The 25083-nt window shown below is 65.1% G+C and carries 21 protein-coding genes; 15 read left to right on the top strand and 6 right to left on the bottom strand.

What is annotated here, in order from left to right; all coding sequences use genetic code 11:
* Window positions 1–6 precede the first annotated feature (6 nt).
* The 14 genes from ACIQUS_RS02080 to ACIQUS_RS02015 are packed head-to-tail and all read left to right on the top strand — an operon-like array spanning window position 7 to window position 13101.
* On the top strand, window positions 7–261 hold the full coding sequence (locus ACIQUS_RS02080; protein ID WP_403042237.1) for an acyl carrier protein: 255 nt from the start codon (window positions 7–9) through the stop codon (window positions 259–261).
* Complete coding sequence (locus ACIQUS_RS02075; RefSeq protein ID WP_403042234.1) at window positions 258–803, top strand: hypothetical protein; 546 nt, start codon at window positions 258–260, stop codon at window positions 801–803. The genes ACIQUS_RS02080 and ACIQUS_RS02075 overlap by 4 nt, the downstream gene beginning before the upstream one ends.
* Entirely contained in the window at window positions 800–2479 is a 1680-nt protein-coding gene (locus ACIQUS_RS02070; RefSeq protein ID WP_403042232.1) for an AMP-binding protein, read from the top strand. Before ACIQUS_RS02075 ends, ACIQUS_RS02070 begins: the two co-directional genes overlap by 4 nt.
* Entirely contained in the window at window positions 2472–3206 is a 735-nt protein-coding gene (locus ACIQUS_RS02065) for a glycosyltransferase family 2 protein (RefSeq protein WP_403042230.1), read from the top strand. Before ACIQUS_RS02070 ends, ACIQUS_RS02065 begins: the two co-directional genes overlap by 8 nt.
* On the top strand, window positions 3203–4141 hold the full coding sequence (locus tag ACIQUS_RS02060; RefSeq protein WP_403042227.1) for a glycosyl transferase: 939 nt from the start codon (window positions 3203–3205) through the stop codon (window positions 4139–4141). Before ACIQUS_RS02065 ends, ACIQUS_RS02060 begins: the two co-directional genes overlap by 4 nt.
* Complete coding sequence (gene hutH / locus ACIQUS_RS02055; protein ID WP_403042225.1) at window positions 4122–5666, top strand: histidine ammonia-lyase; 1545 nt, start codon at window positions 4122–4124, stop codon at window positions 5664–5666. The genes ACIQUS_RS02060 and hutH overlap by 20 nt, the downstream gene beginning before the upstream one ends.
* Window positions 5659–6084 (top strand): acyl-CoA thioesterase, encoded by a 426-nt coding sequence (locus ACIQUS_RS02050; protein WP_403042222.1) that lies wholly within the window; start codon window positions 5659–5661, stop codon window positions 6082–6084. The genes hutH and ACIQUS_RS02050 overlap by 8 nt, the downstream gene beginning before the upstream one ends.
* Entirely contained in the window at window positions 6081–6683 is a 603-nt protein-coding gene (locus tag ACIQUS_RS02045) for an outer membrane lipoprotein carrier protein LolA (RefSeq protein ID WP_403042220.1), read from the top strand. Before ACIQUS_RS02050 ends, ACIQUS_RS02045 begins: the two co-directional genes overlap by 4 nt.
* Window positions 6673–8991, top strand: a complete 2319-nt coding sequence (locus tag ACIQUS_RS02040) for an MMPL family transporter (protein WP_403042218.1) — start codon at window positions 6673–6675, stop codon at window positions 8989–8991. The genes ACIQUS_RS02045 and ACIQUS_RS02040 overlap by 11 nt, the downstream gene beginning before the upstream one ends.
* 35 nt (window positions 8992–9026) lie before the next feature.
* Window positions 9027–9491 (top strand): hypothetical protein, encoded by a 465-nt coding sequence (locus ACIQUS_RS02035; protein WP_403043031.1) that lies wholly within the window; start codon window positions 9027–9029, stop codon window positions 9489–9491.
* Window positions 9488–10687 carry a beta-ketoacyl-[acyl-carrier-protein] synthase family protein gene (locus ACIQUS_RS02030; protein ID WP_403042216.1) on the top strand — a complete coding sequence of 400 codons (1200 nt, stop codon included), beginning with the start codon at window positions 9488–9490 and terminating at the stop codon, window positions 10685–10687. The genes ACIQUS_RS02035 and ACIQUS_RS02030 overlap by 4 nt, the downstream gene beginning before the upstream one ends.
* Entirely contained in the window at window positions 10684–11154 is a 471-nt protein-coding gene (locus ACIQUS_RS02025; protein ID WP_403042213.1) for a hotdog family protein, read from the top strand. Before ACIQUS_RS02030 ends, ACIQUS_RS02025 begins: the two co-directional genes overlap by 4 nt.
* Window positions 11147–11875 carry a 3-oxoacyl-ACP reductase FabG gene (fabG, locus tag ACIQUS_RS02020; RefSeq protein WP_403042211.1) on the top strand — a complete coding sequence of 243 codons (729 nt, stop codon included), beginning with the start codon at window positions 11147–11149 and terminating at the stop codon, window positions 11873–11875. Before ACIQUS_RS02025 ends, fabG begins: the two co-directional genes overlap by 8 nt.
* Window positions 11875–13101, top strand: coding sequence for a beta-ketoacyl-ACP synthase (locus ACIQUS_RS02015; RefSeq protein WP_403042209.1), 1227 nt, complete (start codon window positions 11875–11877; stop codon window positions 13099–13101). The genes fabG and ACIQUS_RS02015 overlap by 1 nt, the downstream gene beginning before the upstream one ends.
* 26 nt (window positions 13102–13127) lie before the next feature.
* Here the strand turns inward: ACIQUS_RS02015 and ACIQUS_RS02010 are convergent, their stop codons facing one another.
* Window positions 13128–14027, bottom strand: coding sequence for a LysR substrate-binding domain-containing protein (locus ACIQUS_RS02010; RefSeq protein WP_403042207.1), 900 nt, complete (start codon window positions 14025–14027; stop codon window positions 13128–13130).
* 151 nt (window positions 14028–14178) lie between these two features.
* Between ACIQUS_RS02010 and ACIQUS_RS02005 the strand changes: the two genes are divergently transcribed.
* Window positions 14179–15408: an MFS transporter gene (locus ACIQUS_RS02005; RefSeq protein ID WP_403043029.1), complete on the top strand. Its 1230-nt coding sequence runs from the start codon at window positions 14179–14181 to the stop codon at window positions 15406–15408.
* Window positions 15409–15472: 64 nt separating this feature from the next.
* Here the strand turns inward: ACIQUS_RS02005 and ACIQUS_RS02000 are convergent, their stop codons facing one another.
* From ACIQUS_RS02000 to ACIQUS_RS01980, 5 genes are all read right to left on the bottom strand, one after another.
* Window positions 15473–15820 carry a YgiW/YdeI family stress tolerance OB fold protein gene (locus tag ACIQUS_RS02000; protein WP_403042204.1) on the bottom strand — a complete coding sequence of 116 codons (348 nt, stop codon included), beginning with the start codon at window positions 15818–15820 and terminating at the stop codon, window positions 15473–15475.
* A 111-nt stretch (window positions 15821–15931) separates the two neighbouring features.
* Entirely contained in the window at window positions 15932–16996 is a 1065-nt protein-coding gene (hemE, locus tag ACIQUS_RS01995) for a uroporphyrinogen decarboxylase (protein ID WP_403042202.1), read from the bottom strand.
* 200 nt (window positions 16997–17196) lie between these two features.
* Window positions 17197–18615 carry an FAD-dependent oxidoreductase gene (locus tag ACIQUS_RS01990; RefSeq protein WP_403042199.1) on the bottom strand — a complete coding sequence of 473 codons (1419 nt, stop codon included), beginning with the start codon at window positions 18613–18615 and terminating at the stop codon, window positions 17197–17199.
* 33 nt (window positions 18616–18648) lie between these two features.
* Window positions 18649–23094, bottom strand: a complete 4446-nt coding sequence (gltB, locus tag ACIQUS_RS01985; RefSeq protein ID WP_403042196.1) for a glutamate synthase large subunit — start codon at window positions 23092–23094, stop codon at window positions 18649–18651.
* A gap of 363 nt (window positions 23095–23457) precedes the next feature.
* A complete protein-coding gene (locus tag ACIQUS_RS01980) occupies window positions 23458–25080 on the bottom strand; it encodes an AAA family ATPase (protein WP_403042193.1) in 1623 nt (540 codons plus the stop codon).
* Window positions 25081–25083: the final 3 nt, after the last annotated feature.

Raw genomic sequence — 25083 nt, 5'->3', positions numbered from 1 at the left:
AGCACCATGCAAACCCGCGAAGACATCTTCATCACCCTGCGTGATGCGCTGGTCGAACTGTTCGAAGTCGAGCAGAGCCGCATCAACCTGGATTCGAACCTGTACCAGGACCTGGAAATCGACAGCATCGATGCCGTCGACCTGCTCGACCACATCAAACGCCAGACCGGCAAGAAAATCGCCGCCGAGGATTTCAAGGCCGTGCGTACGGTCGGTGACGTGGTAGAGGCAGTGAATCGCCTGGTCAACCCAGCGGCATGAAACGCCTGATCGGCCTCGGCCTGGTCCTGGCCGGTCTGCTCTACCCGTTTGCGGTGTACTTCGGCATGGCCCACTTCGCCCCCTGGCAATTCGCCCTGCTGCTCGGCGGGCTGTGGCTGGGGCGCGCCCTGAGCCAGGCACAGCGCCCCGGCGGGCGCTGGATGGCCGTGGCAGCCCTGGCCTTCTGCGCCTTGCTGGCGATGTTCAACAGTGCGCAGTTGCTGCGCTGGTACCCGGTGCTGATTAACACCTTGATGCTCGGCCTGTTCGGCCTGAGCCTTAGATTCGGACCACCGCTGGTCGAGCGCCTGGCGCGCCTGCGCGAACCCGACCTGCCCGATGCGGCAGTCCGCTACACGCGGCAGGTAACCCAGGTCTGGTGCCTGTTCTTCCTGGCCAATGGCCTGGTCGCCTGCGCCTTGACCCTATGGGCGCCGCTTAGCTGGTGGACCCTGTACAACGGGCTGATCGCCTATGGCCTGATGGGCCTGCTGTTCGCAATTGAATGGCGGGTAAGACAACGCGTGCGAGGACGCTCATGAGCTGGTTGAACCTTGAGCAACTGCTGCATCCCACGGGGGTTCCGCGCCCAGTGGCACTGGCACCGTTGCTGGACCATGGCGAACTGAGTCGGCAAGCCCTGCAACTGGCCGCTGGCTTGCAGCGCCGTGGCGTGCGCCGCCTGGCCCTGTACCTGGAGGACGCCGGGCTGCTGGCTGTGGCCCTGCTCGGCGCCTGGCGTGCCGGTGTGCAGGTGTTGCTGCCTGCGGATCTGCAGGCGCAGACCCGCCAGCGCTGGCTCGGCGAGGTCGACCTGTGGATCAGCGAACAGCCCCAGGACCAGTCGCTGCAGGCGCTGTTCGAAGCGCCGCTGCCCGCCGCTGAGCTGGACCTCGACAAGTGCCAGCTGAGCCTGTGCACCTCCGGCTCCAGCGGCGAACCCAAACGCATCGACAAGCAGCTGCGCCAGCTGGCCAATGAAGTGGTGGCCCTGGAACAACTGTGGGGTGAAGACCTGGGCGACGCCTGCATCATCGGCAGCGTGGCCACCCAACATATCTACGGCCTGCTGTTCCGGGTACTCTGGCCGCTGTGCGCCGGCCGGCCGTTCCTGCGTCACCAGCTCCCCTTTCCCGAAGACCTGCAACGCGCCAGCCGCGAACACCCGGCCTTTGCCTGGGTCGCCAGCCCCGCGCTGCTCAAGCGCATGGGCGACAACCTCGACTGGCCAGCCTTGAGCCGGGTGCGGCGGGTGTTCTCCTCCGGCGGCGAACTGCCGTTGAGCGCCGCACGCGCCTTGCAGCAACGCCTGCAGCAGTGGCCAACGGAAATCCTCGGCAGCTCGGAAACCGGCGGCATTGCCTGGCGCCAGGCCGATCAACCCTGGCAAGCTTTTGCCGGGGTGCACCTGAGCCAGAACGAAGACGGCGCGCTGGGTATCGAATCGCCTTACCTGCCGGCGGGCCATGTCGAACAGAGTGCCGACGCCGTGGCGTTCACCGAGGATGGCCGTTTCCACCTGCTCGGCCGCCTGGACCGCATCGTCAAGCTGGAAGAGAAGCGCATCTCCCTGCCGATGCTGGAAAACGCCCTGCTCGACCACCCCTGGGTCGAAGACACGCGCCTGGCGGTGATCCAGGAAAACCGCGCCTCGCTGGGGGCCTTGCTGGTGCTAACCCGCGCCGGGTTGCATGCCCTGCGCAACCAGGGCCGACGTGCCGTCACCGAGGCGTTGCGCACGCACCTGAGCCAGCACTGCGAAACCCTGGCCTTGCCACGCCGCTGGCGACTACTGCGCCAGCTGCCGTTCAATGCCCAGGGCAAGTTGCCCCAGGCCGAGGTCGAAGCCCTGCTGCTGGCGCCACGCCCAACAGGCCCGGAGGTCATCAGCCGTGAGCTCAAAGAGGCCGAGCTACACCTGCAGTTGGCCGTGTCCGCAGACCTTGCCTACTTCAGCGGCCACTTTCCACAGACGCCAGTGTTGCCCGGGGTGGTCCAGGTCGACTGGGCCATCGAACTGGGCCAGGCGCTGCTCGACCGGCCACGCCGTTTTGCCGGCATGGAAGTGCTGAAGTTCCAGCACCTGGTGCGCCCAGGCGACACCCTGGACCTGGACCTGCGCTTCGACGCCGAGCGCAGCAAGCTCTACTTCACCTACCGCAATGGCGGGGTACCCTGCTCCAGTGGCCGCATCGTGCTGGAGGCCCCCGGTGAATAAGCCCTGCGCGGTGATTCCGGTGTACAACCACGAACAGGCCGTACCGGCCGTGGTCGCCGGGTTGCTCGCCGCCGGGTTGCCGTGCGTGCTGGTGGATGACGCCAGCAGCCCGGCCTGTGCCAGCGTGCTGCAGCGGCTGGCCGAACAGGAGCAGGTGTTCCTGCTGCAACTGGCACACAACCAGGGCAAAGGCGGTGCGGTCATGGCCGGGTTGCGCGAAGCTGCGCGCCTGGGCTTCAGCCATGCCCTGCAGGTGGATGCCGACGGCCAGCACGACCTGGCCGATGTCGAGCGCTTCCTGCAGCAGTCCTGCGAACATCCCCAGGCACTGATCTGCGGTTATCCACAGTACGACGCCAGCGTGCCCAAGGGCCGCCTGTACGCGCGCTACCTGACTCACGTGTGGGTGTGGATCAACAGCCTGTCACTGCAGATTCCCGACTCCATGTGCGGCTTCAGGGTCTATCCCCTGCCGGTGACCCTGGCGCTGATCGATTCGGTCAACCTGGGCCGGCGCATGGACTTCGACCCGGAAATCCTCGTGCGCCTGAGCTGGCGCAACCAGCCGATGCGCTGGCTGCCGACCCGGGTGCACTACCCGGCTGACGGGCTGTCGCACTTTCGACTGGTGCATGACAACGCGCTGATCTCGAAGATGCACGCCAAGCTGTTCTTCGGCATGCTGCTGCGTGCCCCGGCGATCCTCTGGCGACGGTGGCTGGCATGAGCAACGGCGAGCAGCACTGGGCCGGCCACCAGGAGCGCGGCAGCTTCTGGCTGATGAAGCTCACCGCCCTGGGTATCAAGCTGCTCGGCCGGCGGGTGTTGAGCCCGGTCCTGTACGGCATCGTCCTGTACTTCTTCCTGTTCGGTCGCCGTGCCCGGCGCAGCATCTGGCAGTACCAGCAATACCTGGCCGACTGGAGCGGACAAGCCAGCCTCGGCCCAAACCACCGGCGGGTGTTCCGCCAGTTCATGGCCTTCGCCGATGCCCTGCTGGACAAGCTCGACGTGTGGAATGGCAAGCTGGACCTTGCGCAGGTCGAGATGGTCGATCCGGGACTGCTGCGCCCGCAACTGCATGGCGGGCGCGGGCAGATGCTGGTCGGTGCGCACCTGGGCAACCTGGAGGTCTGCCGCGCCCTGGCCGAGCTGGGCGAGCGGGTAACCATGAACGTGCTGGTGCACACCCGCCATGCCGAACGCTTCAACCGCCTGCTCGGCGAATCGGGGGCCAGCCACCTGCGGCTGATCCAGGTCAGCGAGCTGGACCCGGCGACCATGCTGCAACTGAGCCAGCGCCTGGACCGTGGCGAATGGCTGGCGATTGCCGGTGACCGGGTGCCGCTGCAGGGTACGCGGACGGTGGAGGTGGATTTCCTTGGCCACCGGGCCGCCTTCCCCCAGGGGCCCTGGCTGCTGGCCGGGCTGCTCAAGTGCCCGCTCAACCTGTTCTTCTGCCTCAAACAGCACGGCCGCTACCAGGTGATCCTCGAACCGTTCGCCACGGCCATCGAATGGCGCCGCAGCCAGCGCGACCAGGTGATCGCCGACTGGGCCGGGCGCTACGCCGACCGCCTGGGACACTATTGCCTGCAAGCGCCACAGCAATGGTTCAATTTCTACCCTTTCTGGAAGTCCGATGACGATGCATCCGCATGATCCCGTAACCTTCGGCGAATCGCCGCTGGCGATCGAAGACATCCTTGCCCTGGCCCACGGCCAGGCCGAAGCCTGCCTGCAGGACGATGGCGAGTACCGTGCGCGCATCGCCCGTGGCGCGCAGTTCCTCGACACACTGCTGGACAAGGAAGGGGTGATCTATGGGGTCACCACCGGCTACGGCGACTCCTGCGTGGTCGCGGTGCCGCTCGAACATGTCGAGGCACTGCCCCGGCACCTGTATACCTTCCATGGTTGTGGCCTCGGTCAGTTGCTCGATGCACCGGCGACCCGCGCCGTGCTGGCCGCCCGTTTGCAGTCGCTGTGCCATGGCGTCTCCGGGGTACGGTTCGAACTGCTCGAACGCCTGCAGGCTTTCCTCGCCCACGACATCCTCCCGCTGATTCCACAGGAAGGCTCGGTGGGTGCCAGCGGCGACCTGACGCCGTTGTCCTATGTCGCGGCCACCCTGTCCGGTGAACGCGAGGTCATGTACCGCGGCGAGCGGCGCTCTGCCGCCGATGTGCACCGTGAACTGGGCTGGCAACCGCTGGTGCTGCGCCCCAAGGAAGCCCTGGCACTGATGAACGGCACCGCGGTAATGACCGGCCTTGCCTGCCTGGCCTTCGCCCGCGCCGACTACCTGCTCAAGCTGGCCACGCGCATCACTGCGCTCAATGTCATCGCCCTGCAAGGCAACCCTGAGCACTTCGATGAGCGCCTGTTCGCCACCAAGCCGCACCCGGGGCAGATGCAGGTCGCCGCCTGGTTGCGCCAGGACCTGGCTATCGATGCACCGACCGCGCCGCTGCACCGTTTGCAGGACCGTTACTCGCTGCGTTGCGCCCCCCATGTGCTGGGCGTTCTGGCCGACAGCCTGGGCTGGCTGCGCGGCTTCATCGAAACCGAACTGAATAGCGCCAACGACAACCCGATCATCGACGCCGAAGCCGGGCGTGTGCTGCACGGCGGGCACTTCTACGGCGGGCATATCGCCTTCGCCATGGACAGCCTGAAGAACCTGGTGGCCAACGTCGCCGACCTGCTCGACCGCCAGCTCGCGCTGCTGGTGGATGAACGCTACAACCATGGCCTGCCGAGCAACCTGTCCGGCGCCAGTGCCGATCGCGCCATGCTCAACCATGGCTTCAAGGCGGTGCAGATCGGTGCCAGCGCCTGGACCGCCGAGGCCCTGAAAAACACCCTGCCGGCCAGCGTGTTCTCGCGCTCCACCGAATGCCACAACCAGGACAAGGTGAGCATGGGCACCATCGCCGCCCGCGATGCCTTGCGCGTGCTGGAGCTGACCGAACAGGTCGCCGCCGCCACCTTGCTGGCCGCCAACCAGGGCGTCTGGCTGCGCCGCCGCGAGGCCGATGCCCGTGACCTGCCACCGGCGCTGGCCGCCATGCACGACGAACTACTGGAAGACTTTGCCCCGGTCATCGAAGACCGCGCCCTGGAGCACGACCTGCGCCTGTGCCTGGAGCGTATCGCCGAACAACACTGGAGGCTGCATGCGTAGTCAGGGCGTTCTGCACGTCGACAGCGAAGTGCTGGTGCCGTTCTTCGACGTCGACAGCATGCTGGTGGTCTGGCACGGCCACTACGTCAAGTACCTGGAAGTGGCGCGCTGCGCGCTGCTCGACCGGCTCGACCACAACTACCTGCAGATGCAGGCCTCGGGCTTCATGTGGCCTGTGATCGATCTGCAGCTGCGCTACATACGCGGCGCCACCTTCGGCCAGCACCTGAAGGTGCGCGCCAGCCTGGTGGAATGGGAGAACCGCCTGAAGATCAACTACCTGATCAGCGATGCCGTCACCGGCGAGCGCATGACCCGCGCCAGTACCGTGCAGGTGGCGGTGGAGATCGCCAGCGGCGAGATGCAGCTGGCCTCACCGCAGGTGATGATCGATGCCGTGGCCAGGGTGCTGAAATGAACCCTCTGCTGCGCAGCCTGCTGTGTATCACCCTGATGGCCGCCGCCGGCCTGGCCCAGGCTTTTGGCCTGGACGACCTGAGCAAGCAACTGGGTGAGCCGGCGGTGGTCAAGGGCCCGTTCATCCAGGAAAAACACCTGCGCGCCCTGCCACAACCACTGGTCAGCAAGGGCCAGTTTGTCCTGGCCCGCGATCACGGCCTGCTCTGGCTGTTGCAGACGCCACTGAAGCAGGACTACCGCCTCGACGCCCAGGGCATTGCCCGCCGCGATCCGGACGGTTGGCAGACGCTGCCGGGCAACAGCGCCGGCAGCGAGCAGAACCGTCTGTTCTTCGCTGTCCTGCAAGGCGACAGCAGCGGCCTGCAGCGCGATTTCGACCTGAGCCTGCAGGGCGACGCACAGCACTGGCAACTGCGCCTGACCCCGCGCTCGTTGCTGCTCAAGCAGGTGTTCAAACAGATCGATATCGACGGCGGGCGCTTCGTCGAACGCATCCAGTTGCTGGAAACCCAGGGTGACAGCACGGTACTGAGCATGCCATCGAGCAGCAGTGCCGGCAGCCTGAACGACACGGAGCGCCGCGACTTTGCCCGGTGAACGCTGGTGGCCGCGCCTGTTTCTCCTGCTGCTGGTCGCCGTCCTGGCCCTGGCCGGCTGGCAGTGGCACCGCGCCGCGCCCTTGTCGGCCGACCTGATGACGCTGGTGCCCGGGGCCACCCACTACCCCTTGGTGCAGCGCGCCGAACAGCGCATGCAGGAACCCCTGAACCGCGAGATGCTGGTGCTGGTCGGCCATCCCCAACGTGAACAGGCCATTGCCCTGGCCCAACGCCTGGGTGAGCAATGGCAGGCCAGCGGCTTGTTCGAGAAGGTCCAGTGGAGCTTGCAGACCGACCTGCAGGCCGTGCGCGAGCAGTTGCTGCAGGGACGCCTGGCACTGCTGTCGAATGCCGATCGCAACGACGTGGTCCACAACCCTCAAGGCTTTATCAAGCAACGCGTCGAAAGCCTTTACGATCCTTTTTCCGGCGTCAGCCTGGTACCCAGCCAGGACGACTGGCTGGGCCTGACCGGGCGCATCCAGAGCAGCCAGCCACGACCCGCTGCGGTGCAGCTGGATACCGCCAGCGGCGCGCTGGTCGCTGAGGCGGATGGGCAGCACTGGGTCCTGCTGCGCGCCCGCACCCTGGGTAACGCCTTCGACCTGCAACTGCCGCTGCAGGTGGCCGGCCTGCTCACCAGCAGCCGCGTTGAAGCCGACCGGGGCGGTGCCCGCCTGCTGGCCGCCAGCGGCCTGCTGTATGCCGCCAGCGGCCAGCGCCAGGCCAGCCAGGAAATCACCTGGGTCGGCGGTGGCGCCAGCGTCGGTATCCTGCTGCTGTTGCTGCTGGCGTTCCGGCGCCTGCGCGTGCTGCTGGCCTTCGTGCCGGTGCTGGTCGGCATGCTGTTCGGCGCCGTGGCCTGCGTGGCACTGTTCGGCCAGATGCACGTGATGACCCTGGTCCTGGGTTCTAGCCTGATCGGCGTCGCGGTGGACTATCCACTGCACTACCTGTCCAAGAGCTGGAGCCTGCGCCCCTGGCACAGTTGGCCCGCCCTGCGCCTGACCTTGCCGGGGCTGAGCCTGAGCCTGATCACCAGTTGCATCGGGTACCTGGCCCTGGCCTTCACGCCCTTCCCGGCCCTGACCCAGATCGCCGTGTTCTCCGCCGCCGGCCTGCTCGGTGCCTACCTGAGCGCCGTGTGCCTGCTGCCAGCACTGCTCAAGGGCAGCGACCTGCGACCGTCGAACTGGCCCTTGCAGCTTGCGCAATGGCTGGTCGACCTGCGCCTCAAACTGCTGCACAGGGTGCCCGGCCCGCTGCTGCTCGGCCTGCTGATCCTGTTCTGTGCCGCCGGTCTGTGGCGGTTGGACAGCCGCAACGACATTCGCCAGTGGGTTGCCAGCCCAGCGCAATTGCTTGAAGAGGCCCAGGCCGTGGCTCGGATCACCGGCTACCAGCCGACCAGCCAGTTCTACCTGGTCCGTGGCGCCGACCAGACCCAACTGCTGGAGCGCCTGCAGGCCCTGGGCAACCGCCTCGAACCACTGGTCGACGCCGGCAAGCTCAAGGGTTACATGGCCCTCAGCCAGTTTGTCGCCAGCCCAGCTGAACAGCAGCAGACGCGAGAGGCGTTGAAAGCGATGCCCGAGCACTGGCAGCCCCTGCTGGCCCTGGGCGTACCACAGCGCGCGCTACAGGCCGAGCTGGACCGACTGCTGGCGCTACCCACCCTGGATATCGATCAAGCCCTCAGAGGCCCTCTGGGCGAGCCCTGGCGTACCTTGTGGCTGGGAACCGACGGTGAGGGCGTGGCGGCCATCGTCAGCCTGCAGGGCCTGAACGACGCGGCACTGCTGCGCCTACAGGGCGCCGACCTGCAAGGTGTGCAACTGGTGGATCGCCTCGGCGACCTGAACCAGCTGTTCGCCGCCACCCAGGTCAGCGCCGCCGAACTCAAGTTGTTGTCCTGCGCGCTGATCGTGGTGCTGCTGATCCTGCCCTTCGGCATGGGCGGTGCCCTGCGCATCGTTGCCCTGCCGCTGCTGGCCGCCCTGTGCAGCCTGGCAAGCCTTGGCTGGCTGGGACAACCACTGACGCTGTTCAGCCTGTTCGGCCTGCTGCTGGTCACGGCCATCAGTGTCGACTACGCCATCCTCATGCACGAACAGATCGGCGGCGCCGCGGTAAGCCTGCTCGGCACCCTGCTGGCCGCCAGCACCACCTGGTTGTCGTTCGGCCTGCTGGCGGTATCCAGCACGCCCGCCGTAAGCAATTTCGGCCTGGCAGTCAGCCTGGGGCTGGCATTCAGTTTCGTCCTGGCGCCCTGGGCCGCCACCGGGCACAAGGAGACACCCCGTTGAGCACTCGTCCATGGCTCAAGGCGCGCCTGTGGCTGATGGTTGCCCTGGCGCTGCTCAGTGCCTGCGCAGGCCTGCCCCTGCCTGAACGGCAGCCCGCGCTCAGCCTGCCGATGCAGTTGCACATCCAGCGCGAGCAAGCCGGCCAGCGCCAGGACTGGCTGCTGGTGATCCAGCAGGAGCAGGCCAGCCTGCGCTTCTCGCTCCTCGACCCGCTGGGTATTCCCCAGGCTCGCCAGCTACTGGTCGAGGACCGCTGGCAAGCGGATGGCCTGCTGCCGCCCAACCCCGCAGCACGGGAACTGTTCGCCGCCCTGCTGTTCGCCCTGACCCCGGACGATCAAGTGCAACGGCTCTATCCCGGTGCCCGCCGGCAAGGGCAGCAGCGCTGGCTGGGCGAGCGTTGGCGGGTCGATTATCGACACGCCGATGACTTCAGCTTGAACCTTGACCGGGGCCTGCGTTATCTAGTCAGTCCACTGCCCCGCGAGACCACGCCATGACCGCTTTTCTCAACGCCCTGGGCCTGGTCTGCGCCCTGGGACGAGACCAGGCCGACATTGCGCGCAAGCTGTTCGCCGGAGACTGCTCGGGCCTTCGCGAGGAAGCCGGCTGGGTGCCGGAGCGCCGTCTGCCGGTGGCCGCTGTGCCAGGCAAACTGCTCGACCTGCCGAGCGAACTGCAGGCGTCGCACAGCCGCAACAACCAGTTGCTCTACGAGGCCGGCCTGCAGATTGCCCCACAGGTCGCCCAGGCCATTGCCCGGCATGGCCGCCATCGCGTCGGCATCGTCTTGGGCACCAGCACCTCGGGCATCCACGAAGCCAGCGACGCCATTGCCCACTACCTGGGCGAGCAACACTTCCCGCCCGGTTATGACTATGCCCAGCAGGAGCTCAGCGCTGCGGCCAACTTCCTGGCCACCTGGCTGCAACTGAGCGGGCCGGCCTATGTCATCTCCACCGCCTGCACCTCCGGCGCCCGCGCCCTGATGAGCGCTCGCCGCCTGCTGGACCTGGGGGTTTGCGACGCGGTGATCTGCGGCGGTGTCGACAGCCTGTGCAAGCTGACGCTCAACGGCTTCAGCGCCCTGGAAGCAGTCAGCGGCCAGCGCTGCAACCCCTTCTCGGTCAACCGCGATGGCATCAACATCGGTGAAGCCGCGGCGCTGTTCTTGATGACCCGCGAGGCAAACAGCGAGGGCACACGCATCGCCCTGTTGGGCGCGGGCGCCAGTTCCGACGCCCACCATATCTCGGCCCCAGAGCCGAGTGGCAGAGGCGCCTTGCAAGCGATGACCAAGGCGCTGGACAATGCAGGTCTGCAACCGGCGCACATCGACTACCTGAACCTGCACGGCACCGCCACGCGGCACAACGACGCCATGGAAAGCCTGGCTGTGCATGGCCTGTTCGGCAGCGCACTGGCCTGTTCGTCGAGCAAGCCCATGACCGGCCACACCCTGGGTGCGGCGGGGGCGCTGGAAGCCGCGTTCTGCTGGTTGATCCTGGCCGCCGACAATGGCCTGGGAAGCCTGCCGCCCCATGTCTGGGATGGCGAACACGACCCGCAGCTGCCCCGGCTGAACCTGGTCGCCGCCGACCAGCGTCTGGCAGGCCAGGGCCCGCGACGCCTGATGAGCAACTCGTTCGCCTTCGGTGGCAACAATGTCAGCCTGATTCTCGGAGACACCCCATGATCACCTGGCCATTGGCCGAACTGCTGCCCCACGCCGGCGACATGATCCTCATCGATCAGGTCGACGCCTTTGACCAGGAGCAGATCCATACCCGCCTGACCGTCCGCCCCGGCGGCCTGTTCAGCCGTGCCGACGGCAGCCTGCCGGCCTGGGTCGGCATCGAGCTGATGGCCCAGAGCGTGGCCGCCTATGCCGGTTGCCACGCCCGCCAGCAGGGCAAGCCGGTGGAGCTTGGGTTTCTCCTGGGTACGCGCAAGTTCGAATGCAATGTCGAGCACTTCCCCGTCGATGCCCCGTTGCGCATCCATGCCCAGCGCTCGCTGGAAGACGAGGGCGGCATGAGCGTGTTCGAATGTCACCTGCACGGCCCGGGCATCCACGCCATGGCCCGCCTGAACGTTTTTCGCCCGCCGCAGCCAGCCAGCTACCTGGCCGAAGCGGGTCCCGAGGAGTCCCCCCATGACTGACACCATCCTGGTCACCGGTTCCAGCCGCGGCATTGGCCGGGCCATTGCCCTGCGCCTGGCACGGGCCGGCTTCGACCTGGTCCTGCACTGCCGTAGCGGCCGCAACGAGGCCGACGCCGTGGCAGATGAAGTCCGGGCGCTGGGCCAGCAGGCGCGCGTGCTGCAGTTCGATGTCGCCGATCGCGCCGCCTGCGCCAGCCTCCTGGCCGAAGATGTCGAGGCCAATGGCGCCTATTACGGCGTGGTGTGCAATGCCGGACTGACCCGCGACGGCGCCTTTCCCGCACTGAGCGAAGAGGACTGGGACCAGGTGCTGCGCACCAACCTCGACGGTTTCTACAATGTCCTGCACCCGTTGATCATGCCGATGATTCGCCGGCGCGCCCCCGGACGCATCGTCTGCATCACCTCGGTGTCCGGGCTGATCGGCAACCGCGGCCAGGTCAACTACAGCGCTTCCAAGGCCGGCGTGATCGGTGCCGCCAAGGCCCTGGCGATCGAGCTGGGCAAGCGCCGGATCACGGTCAACTGCGTCGCTCCCGGCCTGATCGACACAGCCATGCTCGACGAGCAGGTGCCGGTCGACGAGCTGCTGAAGATGATCCCGGCGCAGCGCCTGGGCACACCGGAAGAGGTCGCCGGTGCGGTGAATTTCCTGATGTCGGCCGAGGCCGCCTACATCACCCGCCAGGTCCTGGCGGTCAACGGGGGGCTGTGCTGATGAAACGCGTGGTCGTTACCGGTATGGCCGGTATCACGTCACTGGGCAGCGACTGGCAGACCATCGCCGGCAACTTCACCCACAATCGCAGCGGCATCCGGCGCATGGACGAGTGGGACCGTTTCGAAGAACTCAACACCCGCCTGGCCGGCCCCATCGATGACTTCAAGGTGCCGAGCGCCTGGACCCGCAAGCAACTGCGCAGCATGGGCCGGGTCTCGCGCCTGGCGGTGGCGGCGTCCGAGATCGCCCTGCGCGATGCCGGCCTGCTGGACGACCCGTCGATTCGCGACGGCCGCATGGGCGTGGCCTGCGGGTCGTCCACCGGCAGCACCGACGAGATGAAGACCTTCGGCAACATGCTGGCCAACTCGGTCTCCGATGGTTTGAACGCCAACTCCTACGTGCGCATGATGCCGCACACCACGGCAGCCAATATCAGCATCTTTTTCGGCCTCACCGGGCGCCTGATTCCCACCTCCAGCGCCTGCACCAGCGGCAGCCAGGGGATCGGCTACGCCTATGAGGCGATCAAGTTCGGTCGCCAGCCACTGATGCTCGCAGGCGGCGCCGAAGAACTGTGCCCGACCGAAGCCATGGTGTTCGACGCGCTGTACGCCACCAGCCTGAAGAACGATACGCCGCACAGCACCCCGAGCCCCTATGACAGCGGCCGCGATGGCCTGGTGATCGGCGAAGGGGCTGGCATGCTGGTGCTTGAGGAGCTCGAGCATGCCCTGGCCCGAGGTGCACGCATCTACGCCGAGATCGTCGGCTTCGGCACCAACGCCGACGGCCAGCACATCACCCGCCCGGAGCAGGCGACCATGCGCCGGGCCATGGAGCTGGCCCTTGAAGACGCCAGCCTGGCACCCGAGGCCATCGGCTATGTGAATGGCCACGGCACGGCCACCGAGCAGGGCGATATCGCCGAAACCCTGGCCACCAGCAGCCTGTTCGGCCCACGCATGCCGATCAGCTCGCAAAAGAGCTTCCTGGGCCACACCCTGGGTGCCTGTGGCGCGCTGGAGTCCTGGTTCAGCATCGAGATGCTCAACAGTGACCGCTACGTGCACACCCTCAACCTGGTAGACATCGACCCACGCTGCGGTGAGCTGGACTACCTGTGCAACACGTGGCGGGCCTTGAGCAACGAGTACGTGATGAACAACAATTTCGCCTTTGGTGGCGTCAACACGTCGCTGATCTTCCGCCGCTGGCACTGACCTACAGCGCAGCGCCCTGGTGTCACTCAGCTGCGCTCCCGGGCCTGGCGGGTCAGCAGCTCGGCAAAGGCCCCGGCCATTGCCGATGGTGTGCCGCGACGCTGCACCAGCCAGACCGCGGTAATGGCATCGTCGTCGAGCAAGGTGCGATAGACCACGCCGTCCAGACGCATGCGCTGGAACGAAGCAGGCAGCACCGACACCCCCAGCCCCGCCGCCACCAGGCCGATAATGGTCATCGCCTCGCCCGCCTCCTGGGCGAAGTGCGGGCTGAACCCGGCCGCTCGCGCCAGACTCTGCAGTTGCGCGTACAGGCCACTGCCATAGCTGCGCGGAAAGAACACAAAGGGCTCATTGGCCAGGTCCGCCATATGCAACCCGGCTTCACTGCCCTGGGCCAAGGGGTGGGCCGCACCGATCACTGCGACCAACGGCTCGCGAAACAGCTCCACCACCTCCAGGCTCTCGGGCAACGCCAGCGGGCGGATCAGGCCGACTTCGATCGACTCGTCGAGCAGGGCATCGGCCACGTCGCGGCTGCTCATTTCCTTGAGATTGAGGTGCACCGCCGGGAAGCGCTGGCGAAACGCATGAATGGCCTTGGGAATGCTGGAGTTGATCGGCGCCGAGGAGGTGAAGCCAATCTTCATCTCACCCAGTTCGCCCAGCTGTGCGCGACGGGCAACATCCGCCGCCTTGTCGACTTGGGCCAGCACCAGGCGCGCCTCTTCAAGGAACAAGCGCCCGGCCTCGCTGAGCTCGACCCGACGGTTGGTACGCTCGAACAGGCGTGCCCCCAACTCCTGTTCCAACGCCTGGATCTGCTGGCTCAAGGGTGGCTGGGAGATCCCCAGTTGCTGGGCGGCGCGGCCGAAATGCAGCTCTTCGGCCACCGCGATGAAATAGCGTAGATGCCGCAGTTCCATGATCGCTCCATTAGGTCGTAAAACCTCTTAAACAGGTCGAACAATATATTGGAAATGATCATTAGCCAGCTATATGCTTTTTTCACTGCCTGCCAGGTTGTAGCGCCCGAGGTCCCCCGTGAAAACTGCTGTAGCTGCACACGCCCACGAATTGCCGCACGCCCCTGTCGACGAACACGTCGCGTCCGTTTCTGAACGCTGGATCGAAAAAGGCACCCCGGCCTTCATGCGCACGGTGCTGGCGCTGTTCTGCGGCGGCTTCGCCACCTTCGCCCTGCTCTACTGCGTGCAGCCGATGATGCCGTTGCTGTCCCAGGAGTTTTCCATCAATGCGGCGCAAAGCAGCCTGATCCTCTCGGTATCGACTGCCACCCTGGCCTTCGGCCTGTTGATCACCGGGCCGATCTCCGACCGCATCGGCCGCAAGCCGGTGATGGTGGCGGCCTTGTTCTGCGCGGCGCTGAGCACCCTCGTCGGTGCAGTGATGCCGAGCTGGCACGCCGTGTTGCTGGCCCGTGCCCTGCTCGGCCTGTCGTTGAGCGGGCTGGCTGCGGTGGCCATGACCTACCTCAGCGAAGAGATCCACCCGCAGCACATCGGCCTGGCCATGGGCCTGTACATCGGCGGCAACGCTATTGGCGGCATGAGCGGACGGTTGATCACAGGGGTCCTGATCGACTTCGTCAGCTGGCACACCGCCTTGCTGGTGATCGGCAGCCTGGCCCTGGTGGCGGCGCTGGTGTTCTGGAAAATCCTCCCCGAATCACGCAACTTCCGCCCACGCTCGCTGCACCCGCGCAGCCTGCTGGACGGCTTCACCCTGCACTTTCGCGATGCCGGGCTGCCCTGGTTGTTCCTCGAGGCCTTCCTGTTGATGGGTGCCTTTGTCACCCTGTTCAACTACATCGGCTATCGCCTGCTGGCCGGGCCTTACCATATGAACCAGGCACTGGTGGGACTGCTGTCGGTGGTCTACCTGTCGGGCATCTACAGCTCGGCACAGATTGGTGCCCTGGCGGACAAACTGGGGCGACGCAAGGTGTTCTGGGGCACCATCGTGCTGATGTTCGCCGGTTTGCTGATGACCTTGTTCACCCCATTGCCGCTGGTGATCGTCGGCATGCTGGTGTTCACCTTCGGCTTCTTCGGCGCCCACTCGGTGGCCAGCAGCTGGATCGGCCGGCGCGCGACCCGGGCCAAGGGCCAGGCCTCGTCGCTGTACCTGTTCAGCTATTACGCGGGGTCGAGTGTGGCCGGGACGGCCGGTGGGGTGTTCTGGCATCACGCCGGGTGGAACGGCATCGGGCTGTTCATTGGCAGCCTGCTGCTGGTGGCCTTGCTGGTGGCACTGCATTTGAGCAGGTTGCCGGCCAAGGCCTGAACGTATCGCGGGGCAAGCCCGCTCCTACAGGTTTTGTAGGAGCGGGCTTGCCCCGCGATTAGCTTCAGTTGACCACTTCAACCAGATCGACATCCACCTCACGGCTCATCAGGTGCTTCTCGACCTCACCGCTCAGCTTGACCCGGGTCTTCTCGTTGAACGCTACCGGCGGCAGGTCTTCATCATCGATCTCGACGTTGATGGTGCCGGTGCTGTCCTTGAACTCGTATTTGTCATCGTTGTTCAGCTTCTTCACCACGAAGCCCTGCAACACCACCGGGGTATCGTCGGCGGCATCGTTGGCGGCACTCACGGTGGTTACCGGCTGGGCGCCAGGGCCGGTGTAGCCGGCTGCCAGGGCGGCGGTGCTGAACAGTGGGGCAAGCAGCAGGGCGAGGTAACGGATTTTCATGGTTCAGGTCCTGTTCGGGTTTCGATGGGATCAGGTTACCCGGGCAGGCTGAATTGAAACTTAATGGCAAAACGCCCGGCATTGGCCGGGCGTTTTGTTATGCAGCAGTGCTTACTGGTGATACTGCGCCGACAACTCGTGCACGGCGTTGATGAAGACACCGGCATGCTCAGGGTCGACTTCCGGAGTGATGCCATGGCCGAGGTTGAACACATGGCCCGTGCCTTGGCCGTAACTGGCCAGGATACGTCCGACTTCGGCACGGATGGCCTCAGGCTTGGCGTAGAGCACGGTCGGGTCCATGTTGCCCTGCAGGGCGACCTTGCTGCCGACCCGCTGGCGGGCTTCGCCGATGTCGCAGGTCCAGTCCAGGCCCAGCGCGTCGGCACCGGCGTCGGCAATGCTTTCCAGCCACAGGCCGCCGTTCTTGGTGAACAGGATCACCGGCACCTTGCGCCCCTCGTGCTCGCGGATCAGGCCGCTGACGATCTTGCGCATGTAGGCCAGGGAGAACTCCTGGTAGGCCGCAGCCGACAGGTTGCCGCCCCACGTGTCGAAGATCTGCACGGCTTGCGCGCCAGCGAGGATCTGGCCGTTGAGGTAGCTGGTGACCGACTGCGCCAGCTTGTCGAGCAGCAGGTGCATGGCCTGCGGGTTGTCGTAGAGCATGGCCTTGGTCTTGCGGAAGTCTTTCGACGAGCCGCCTTCGACCATGTAGGTGGCCAGGGTCCAGGGACTGCCGGAGAAACCGATAAGCGGCACACGGCCATTGAGCTCGCGGCGGATGGTGCTGACCGCATCCATCACGTAGCCCAGGTCCTTCTGTGGATCAGGGATCGGCAGGGCTTCGATATCGGCCAGGGTGCTGATGACTTTCTTGAAGCGCGGACCTTCACCGGTCTCGAAGTACAGGCCCTGGCCCATGGCATCGGGAATGGTAAGGATGTCGGAGAACAGGATCGCGGCGTCCAGCGGGTAGCGGTCCAGCGGCTGCAAGGTGACTTCGCAGGCGAACTGCGGGTTCATGCACAGGCTCATGAAATCACCGGCCTTGGCGCGGCTGGCGCGGTACTCCGGCAAGTAGCGGCCGGCCTGGCGCATCATCCACACCGGGGTGACGTCTACGGGTTGCTTGAGCAGGGCGCGCAGAAAACGATCGTTCTTCAAGGCAGTCATGTCGGCATCCGGAAAAAAAGTGCGGGCATTTTCTCAGACACCAACAGAAAAGGCACGGTGGGAGCCGTGCCTTTTGTCTATCGACTTGTGACAGGTCAATAGATTTTGTTTAAAAGCATCGCCGGCGATGCCGGCTCCCACACCTAATCAGGTTTCCCCGATGTCCTGTGGGAGCCGGCAAAGCCGGCGATAGGGCCCGATCAGACGCCCAGGTAGTCCAGGATTCCCTCGGCGGCATTGCGCCCTTCGAAGATCGCCGTCACCACCAGATCGGAACCGCGGACCATGTCGCCACCGGCGAAGATCTTCGGGTTGCTGGTCTGGTGCTTGAACGCACCCTTCTCCGGCGCCACGACACGGCCCTGGCTGTCGGTCTGGATGCTGAACTGCTCGAACCACGGTGCCGGGCTCGGGCGGAAACCGAAGGCGATGACCACGGCATCGGCCGGGATGATCTCCTCGGAGCCCGGGATCGGCTCGGGGCTGCGGCGGCCACGGGCATCCGGCTCGCCCAGACGGGTCTCGACCACCTTCACACCCTCGACCTTGTCTTCACCGACAATGGCGATCGGCTGGCGGTTGTAGAGGAACTTCACCCCTTCTTCCTTGGCGTTCTTCACCTCTTTGCGCGAGCCCGGCATGTTCGCCTCGTCACGGCGGTAAGCACAGGTCACAGCCTTGGCGCCCTGGCGGATGGAGGTGCGGTTGCAGTCCATCGCCGTGTCGCCACCGCCCAGAACCACGACCTTCTTGCCCTTCATGTCGACGAAATCTTCCGGCGACTTTTCAAAGCCCAGGTTGCGGTTGACGTTGGCCACCAGGAAGTCCAGCGCATCATGCACGCCCGGCAGGTCTTCACCGGGGAAGCCGCCCTTCATGTAGGTGTAGGTGCCCATGCCCATGAATACGGCATCGTATTCGGTGAGCAACTGCTCCATGCTGATGTCCTTGCCCACCTCGGTGTTGAGGCGGAACTCGATGCCCATGCCGGTGAAGACTTCGCGGCGATTGCTCAGCACGGTCTTTTCCAGCTTGAACTCGGGGATACCGAAGGTCAGCAGGCCACCGATCTCCGGGTTGCGGTCGAACACCACCGGGGTCACACCGCCGCGCACCAGCACGTCGGCACAGCCCAGGCCAGCTGGGCCGGCACCGATGATGGCGACACGCTTGCCGGTCGGCTTGACCTTGGACATGTCCGGGCGCCAGCCCATGGCGAAGGCGGTGTCGGTGATGTACTTCTCCACCGAACCGATGGTCACCGCGCCGAAGCCGTCGTTGAGGGTGCAGGCACCCTCGCACAGGCGGTCCTGCGGGCACACCCGGCCGCACACTTCCGGCAGGGTGTTGGTCTGGTGCGACAGCTCCGCGGCGGCGAGGATGTTGCCTTCGGACACCAGCTTCAACCAGTTGGGGATGAAGTTGTGTACCGGGCACTTCCATTCGCAGTACGGGTTGCCACAGCCCAGGCAGCGGTGGGCCTGTTCGGCCGACTGCTGGGGTTTGAAGGGCTCGTAGATTTCCACGAACTCTTTCTTGCGTTGACGCAACAGTTTCTTCTTCGGATCCTTGCGCCCGACCTCGATGAACTGGAAGTCATTACTCAGACGTTCAGCCATGTTCAAAACCTCATCAAACTCTTCAGGCGCATATCACTGCGGGTTGGCACGGGTGCTGGACAGCAGGTTCTTCAGGTTCGCCGCCTTCGGCTTGACCAGCCAGAAGCGACGTACGTAGTCGTCCAGGTTCTCCCAGAGCTCACGCCCCCATTCACTGCCGGTTTCTTCGACGTACTCGGTCAGCACGCGGTGCAGATGGCTGCGATACGCCTCCATCGCTTCACCGGTGATGCGCTGGATCTCCACCAGTTCATGGTTGAGCTTGTCGACGAAGCTGTTGTCCATGTCCAGCACGTAGGCGAAACCGCCGGTCATGCCAGAGCCGAAGTTGTAGCCAGTCTTGCCCAGGACGCAGACAAAACCACCGGTCATGTATTCACAGCAGTGATCGCCCGTGCCCTCGACAACCGCGTGGGCGCCGGAGTTACGCACGGCAAAGCGCTCGCCCGCGGTACCGGCAGCGAACAGCTTGCCGCCGGTTGCGCCGTACAGGCAGGTGTTGCCGACAATGGCGCTGTGCTGGGTCGCGAACGGGCTGCCCGCAGGCGGCACGATCACCAGCTTGCCACCGGTCATGCCTTTACCGACGTAGTCGTTGGCGTCGCCTTCGAGGTACAGGTTCAGGCCACCGGCGTTCCACACACCGAAGCTCTGGCCTGCAGTGCCCTTGAAGCGGAAGGTGATCGGTGCCTTGGCCATGCCCTGGTTGCCATGCAGGCGTGCGATCTCACCGGAGATCCGCGCGCCGATGGAACGGTCGCAGTTGCAGATGTCGAGGCTGAACTCGCCACCGCTCTGGTCGCGAATGGCCGGCAGCGCCATGTCGACCATCTTCTCGGCCAGCACACCCTTGTCGAACGGCGGGTTGCGGTCGACTTCGCAGAACTGCGGCTTGTCGGCCGGCACGTGCGGGCTGCCCAGCAGCGGGCTGAGGTCCAGGTGCTTCTGCTTCTCGGTTTCACCGGGGAGCATTTCCAGCAGGTCGGTGCGCCCGATCAGCTCACCGAGGCTGCGCACGCCCAGCTTGGCCAGCCACTCACGGGTCTCTTCAGCCACGTAGGTGAAGAAGTTCACCACCATGTCGACGGTACCGATGTAGTGGTCCTTGCGCAGCTTGTCGTTCTGGGTGGCGACGCCGGTGGCGCAGTTGTTCAGGTGGCAGATGCGCAGGTATTTGCAGCCCAGGGCGATCATCGGCGCAGTTCCGAAGCCGAAGCTTTCGGCGCCGAGGATCGCGGCCTTGATCACGTCCAGGCCGGTTTTCAGGCCGCCGTCGGTCTGTACCCGGACCTTGCCGCGCAGGTCGTTGCCGCGCAGGGTCTGGTGGGTTTCGGCCAGGCCCAGTTCCCACGGTGCACCGGCGTACTTGATCGAGGTCAGCGGCGAAGCGCCGGTGCCACCGTCGTAGCCGGAGATGGTGATCAGGTCGGCATAGGCCTTGGCCACGCCGGCGGCGATGGTGCCGACGCCCGCTTCGGCTACCAGCTTGACCGAGACCAGCGCCTGCGGGTTGACCTGCTTGAGGTCGAAGATCAGCTGCGACAGGTCTTCGATCGAGTAAATGTCGTGGTGCGGCGGTGGCGAGATCAGCGTCACACCCGGCACTGCATAACGCAGGCGGGCAATCAGGCCGTTGACCTTGCCGCCTGGCAGCTGGCCGCCCTCGCCCGGCTTGGCGCCCTGGGCGACCTTGATCTGCAGGACTTCGGCGTTGACCAGGTACTCGGGGGTGACACCGAAACGACCGGTGGCCACCTGCTTGATCTTCGAGCTCTTGATGGTGCCGTAGCGGGCCGGATCTTCGCCGCCCTCGCCGGAGTTGGAGCGCGCGCCCAGGCGGTTCATGGCCTCGGCCAAGGCTTCGTGAGCCTCAGGCGACAGCGCGCCCAGGGAAATACCGGCGGAGTCGAAGCGCTTGAGGATCGCTTCCAGCGGCTCGACTTCTTCCAGGGCCAGCGCCTGGTCGGCGACCTTGACCTTGAGCAGGTCACGGATCATCGACACCGGACGATTGTCCACCAGCGCGGTGTATTCCTTGAATTTCTCGTAGTCGCCCTGCTGCACAGCGGCCTGCAGGGTGTTGACCACGTCAGGGTTGTAAGCGTGGTATTCGCCACCGTGGACGAACTTCAGCAGACCACCCTGCTGGATCGGCTTGCGCGGACTCCAGGCTTCGGCGGCCAGCAGCTTCTGCTCGCTCTCGATGTCGACGAAGCGCGCGCCCTTGAGGCGGCTGGCAACACCCTTGAAGCTCAGGCCGACCACTTCCTCGGACAGGCCGACAGCCTCGAACAGCTGCGCACCCCGGTACGAACCGACGGTGGAGATGCCCATCTTCGAGAGGATCTTCAGCAGGCCCTTGGAGATGCCCTTGCGGTAGTACTTGAAGACTTCGTCCAGGTCGCCCAGCACTTCACCGGTACGGATCAGGTCGGCCAGCACTTCGTAGGACAGGTACGGGTACACCGCCGAGGCGCCGAAACCGATCAGCACGGCAAAGTGATGCGGGTCGCGGGCAGTTGCGGTTTCCACCAGGATGTTGCTGTCGCAACGCAGGCCCAGTTCGGTCAGGCGGTGATGCACCGCACCGACGGCCAGCGCGGCATGGGCCGGCAACTTGCCCGGGGCGATATGGCGGTCGCTCAGTACCAGCTGGGTCTTGCCGCTGCGCACGGCTTCTTCGGCCTGGTCGGCGATGTTACGCACGGCCGCTTCCAGGCCGATGCTCTCGTCGTAGTTCAGGTCGATCAGCTGACGCTCGAAGCCCGGACGGTCGAGGTTCATCAACGAGCGCCACTTGGCCGGGGAAATGACCGGCGAGCTGAGGATCACCCGCGAAGCGTGCTCCGGGGATTCCTGGAAGATGTTGCGCTCGGCACCCAGGCAGATCTCCAGCGACATGACGATCGCTTCGCGCAGCGGGTCGATCGGCGGGTTGGTGACCTGGGCGAACTGCTGGCGGAAGTAGTCGTACGGCGAACGCACGCGCTGCGACAGGATCGCCATCGGTGTGTCGTCGCCCATCGAGCCGACCGCTTCCTGGCCTTGTTCGCCGAGCGGACGCAGCACCTGGTCACGCTCTTCGAAGGTGACCTGGAACATCTTCATGTATTGCTTGAGCTGGTCAGCGTCGTAGCTGGCCACGCCCTGGTCGTCGCTCAGGTCGGCCTGGATGCGCAGGGCATTCTGGCGCAGCCAGCGCTTGTACGGATGGCGCGACTTGAGGCGGTTGTCGATGGCGTCGGTGTCGAGGATCTGGCCGGTCTCGGTGTCCACGGCAAAGATCTGGCCCGGGCCCACGCGGCCCTTGGCGATGACGTCTTCAGGCTTGTAGTCCCACACGCCGATCTCCGACGCCAGGGTGATGTAGCCGTTCTTGGTGGTGACCCAGCGCGCCGGACGCAGGCCGTTGCGGTCGAGCAGGCAGACCGCGTGACGACCTTCGGTCAGCACGATGCCCGCCGGGCCGTCCCACGCTTCCATGTGCATGGAGTTGTATTCGTAGAAGGCGCGCAGGTCGGCATCCATGGTCTCGACGTTCTGCCAGGCTGGCGGAACCAGCATGCGCACGCCGCGGAACAGGTCGATGCCACCGGTGACCATCAGCTCCAGCATGTTGTCCATGCTCGAGGAGTCGGAACCGACGCGGTTGACCAGCGGGCCGAGTTCTTCCAGGTCCGGGATCAGGTCGTTGGCGAACTTGGTGCGACGGGCCTGGGCCCAGTTGCGGTTGCCGGTGATGGTGTTGATCTCGCCGTTGTGGGCGAGGAAGCGGAATGGCTGGGCCAGCGGCCATTTCGGCAGGGTGTTGGTGGAGAAACGCTGGTGGAACACGCAAATGGCGGTCTGCAGGCGCTCGTCATCCAGATCCGGATAGAAGGCGGCGAGGTCCGCCGGCATCATCAGGCCTTTGTAGATGATGGTCTTGTGCGAAAAGCTGCAGATGTAGTGGTCGGTGTCGGCGGCGTTGGCCACCGAGGAGCGACGACGGGCGCTGAACAGCTTGATGGCAAATTCCTGATCGCTCAGGCCTTCACCGCCGACGAACACCTGCTCGATCTGCGGCAGGCGCTCCAGGGCCAGGCGGCCGAGGACGCTGGTATCGATCGGCACCTTGCGCCAGCCCACCAGTTGCAGGCCGGCCGCGAGGATTTCGCGATTCATGTTCTCGCGTGCGGCTTCGGCGCGGGTGTTGTCCTGATTGAAGAACACCATGCCTACCGCGTACTGCTTGGGCAGCTCGACGCCGAACTGCTCCTGGGCCACTGCGCGCAGGAACTGATCGGGCTTTTGCATCAACAGGCCACAACCGTCGCCGGTCTTGCCGTCAGCGTTGATACCGCCGCGGTGCGTCATGCAGGTCAGTGCCTGCATGGCCGTTTGCAAAAGGTGGTGGCTGGGTTCGCCCGTCATATGGGCGATCAGGCCGAAACCACAGTTATCCTTGAATTCTTCGGGATGGTACAGACCTGTTTTCATAGACACTTTCTCACCAGGTTCGCCTCTCACCAAGGCAAATCTCTTTTTAGTACAACCACTTACCATCCACGCCGAACGAACGCCAGCTTTGCGGGGGCAATAGGGGAGCCATTGTTGCACAGCGACAGGGAAGCCCACAAATTTACGACGAATTGTCGTAAACCCATGTCGCATTTTTGAATGTTTTTAAGCGTGCGCCGTGGTAACGGCATGGCTTGAGTCTGAAGCGTTTCAGCCTGGACTGCAAGATGGGCTTTTGGCCGGCAGTCTGGGACAGAAAAGCCTGCCGCGTAGTACGCAGCAGGCTTGACCGAGTTTCAGGAGTCGCTCAGCAGGTGGCGGGGGTAGTGCCACCAGGCTATATCAGCGGGTCGCGGCCAGCTCTTGTTGGACGCTGGCGACGGTACGTGGCCAAGGTTTACCAGCCTGGACCTTGGCTGGCAAGGCCTTGATTGCAGCGAGCGCTGCATCGCGGCTGGCGAAGTTGCCGTAAGTGATCACGTACAGCGGCTTGCCCTGCAGGGTTTTCTTGAAGTAGCGATAGTCGCCACCCTGGGCTTTCACGTAGGCCTGGGCAGAGGCTTCGGAGCTGGTACCGAGGATTTGCACAACATAATTGCCTGGCTTCTGCCCTGCGTACCAGCCACCCCCTGCAGCGGGCTTGGCGGCAGGCTGGGCGGCGGGTTTAGCCGTCGCAACCTGAACAGGCGCAGGCTTGGCTGCTGGCGCAACCGGCTTGCTGGCAACAGGTGCAACCGGTTTTGGTGCTGGCGCGACAGGTTGCGCCTTGGCAACGGGCTGCGTGACAGGCTGCACCTGGGCTACAGGCTGTGCCGGCGCTGGCGCAGGGCCGGGCTGGACGCCGGCAGGCGGCGCAATGGTGGTGACCGTCGGCGGCTGCAGCGCGGTATCACCGGCCGGGCTACCTTCGTCGCCCTCACCCATGCCAGCCGCTTCGGCCAGGGGGCCACGCATCACCGGTTGCGACTGACCTACCAGCGGCAGTGGCATCGGCTGCGAGTTGCCGGCGAATTCGATGGCCGGGCTGCCATTGTTCGACTGTGCATTACCTGGCTGGCCCTGCCCCAGTGGCAGTTGCGCCTGTTCGGCCGGCGCCGTTGGCGCCTGGTCGCTCTTTTTCGGCATCAGCACGGCCGCACCCACGGCGACCACGACGACAGCAGACAGCGCCAGCACGTGTTTCTTAGGCATATTGAACCCCATTGATGGTCGCTTCGCCGTGGTCCGGCTGGCGATCATGGCTTCGATCAAGGTATCGCGGGCGACCTGGTTGATTGCCCCAGGCCAGCCATCGGAGTGTTGGTGAATATCGACAATCTGTTCACCGGTGAAGACCTCGATGCCCCGCCCGGCACCTTCCAGGCGCTGCTCGAGGTATTCCCGGGTTTCTTCTTCGCTGTAGGGCGCAAGCTCGATGACATGGAAACGCTCCATGTCGGCGCTTTGTGCCTCAAGCCCGGCGATCAGTGACGGCTCGCCGAACAGGAACACGTGCGGACGCCCTTCCGGGGTACCCGCCGCCAACTCCAGCAAGGCTTGGAGTGCCGACTCCTCCAGTTGTTCCGCATCGTCCACCAGCAAATAGACTTCCTGGCCGGTCAAGGCCAACTGCACCACCTGGGCCAGCAGTTCAGGCACTTCAGGCTGGGCAACGCCAAGGGACTGGGCCACTTGGCCGAGTACGCTGGCGGCATCGCTGGCACCGCGCGCGGACACCACCACGCTTTGCACCGACTGCTTGTTGGTGCTGGCGACCAGTGCCTGGCGCAGCAGGGTCTTGCCGCTGCCCTGAGGACCGGTCACCACCAGCAGCAGATGGCTGTAGCGGGCCAGGTGGTGCAACTGGCCAAGCACCGGCTTGCGCTGGGCTGGGAAAAACTTGAAACCTGGCACCCGTGCAGCGAAGGGGTCATGGTTCAACTGGTAATGGCCGAGGAAGGCCTCGTCGGCATGCAGACTAGTCATCGA

Origin of the sequence: Pseudomonas sp. NPDC090755 (assembly GCF_044769005.1) — a bacterium.
Taxonomy (GTDB): Bacteria; Pseudomonadota; Gammaproteobacteria; order Pseudomonadales; family Pseudomonadaceae; genus Aquipseudomonas.
This window is presented reverse-complemented; position numbering and strand designations above follow the sequence as displayed.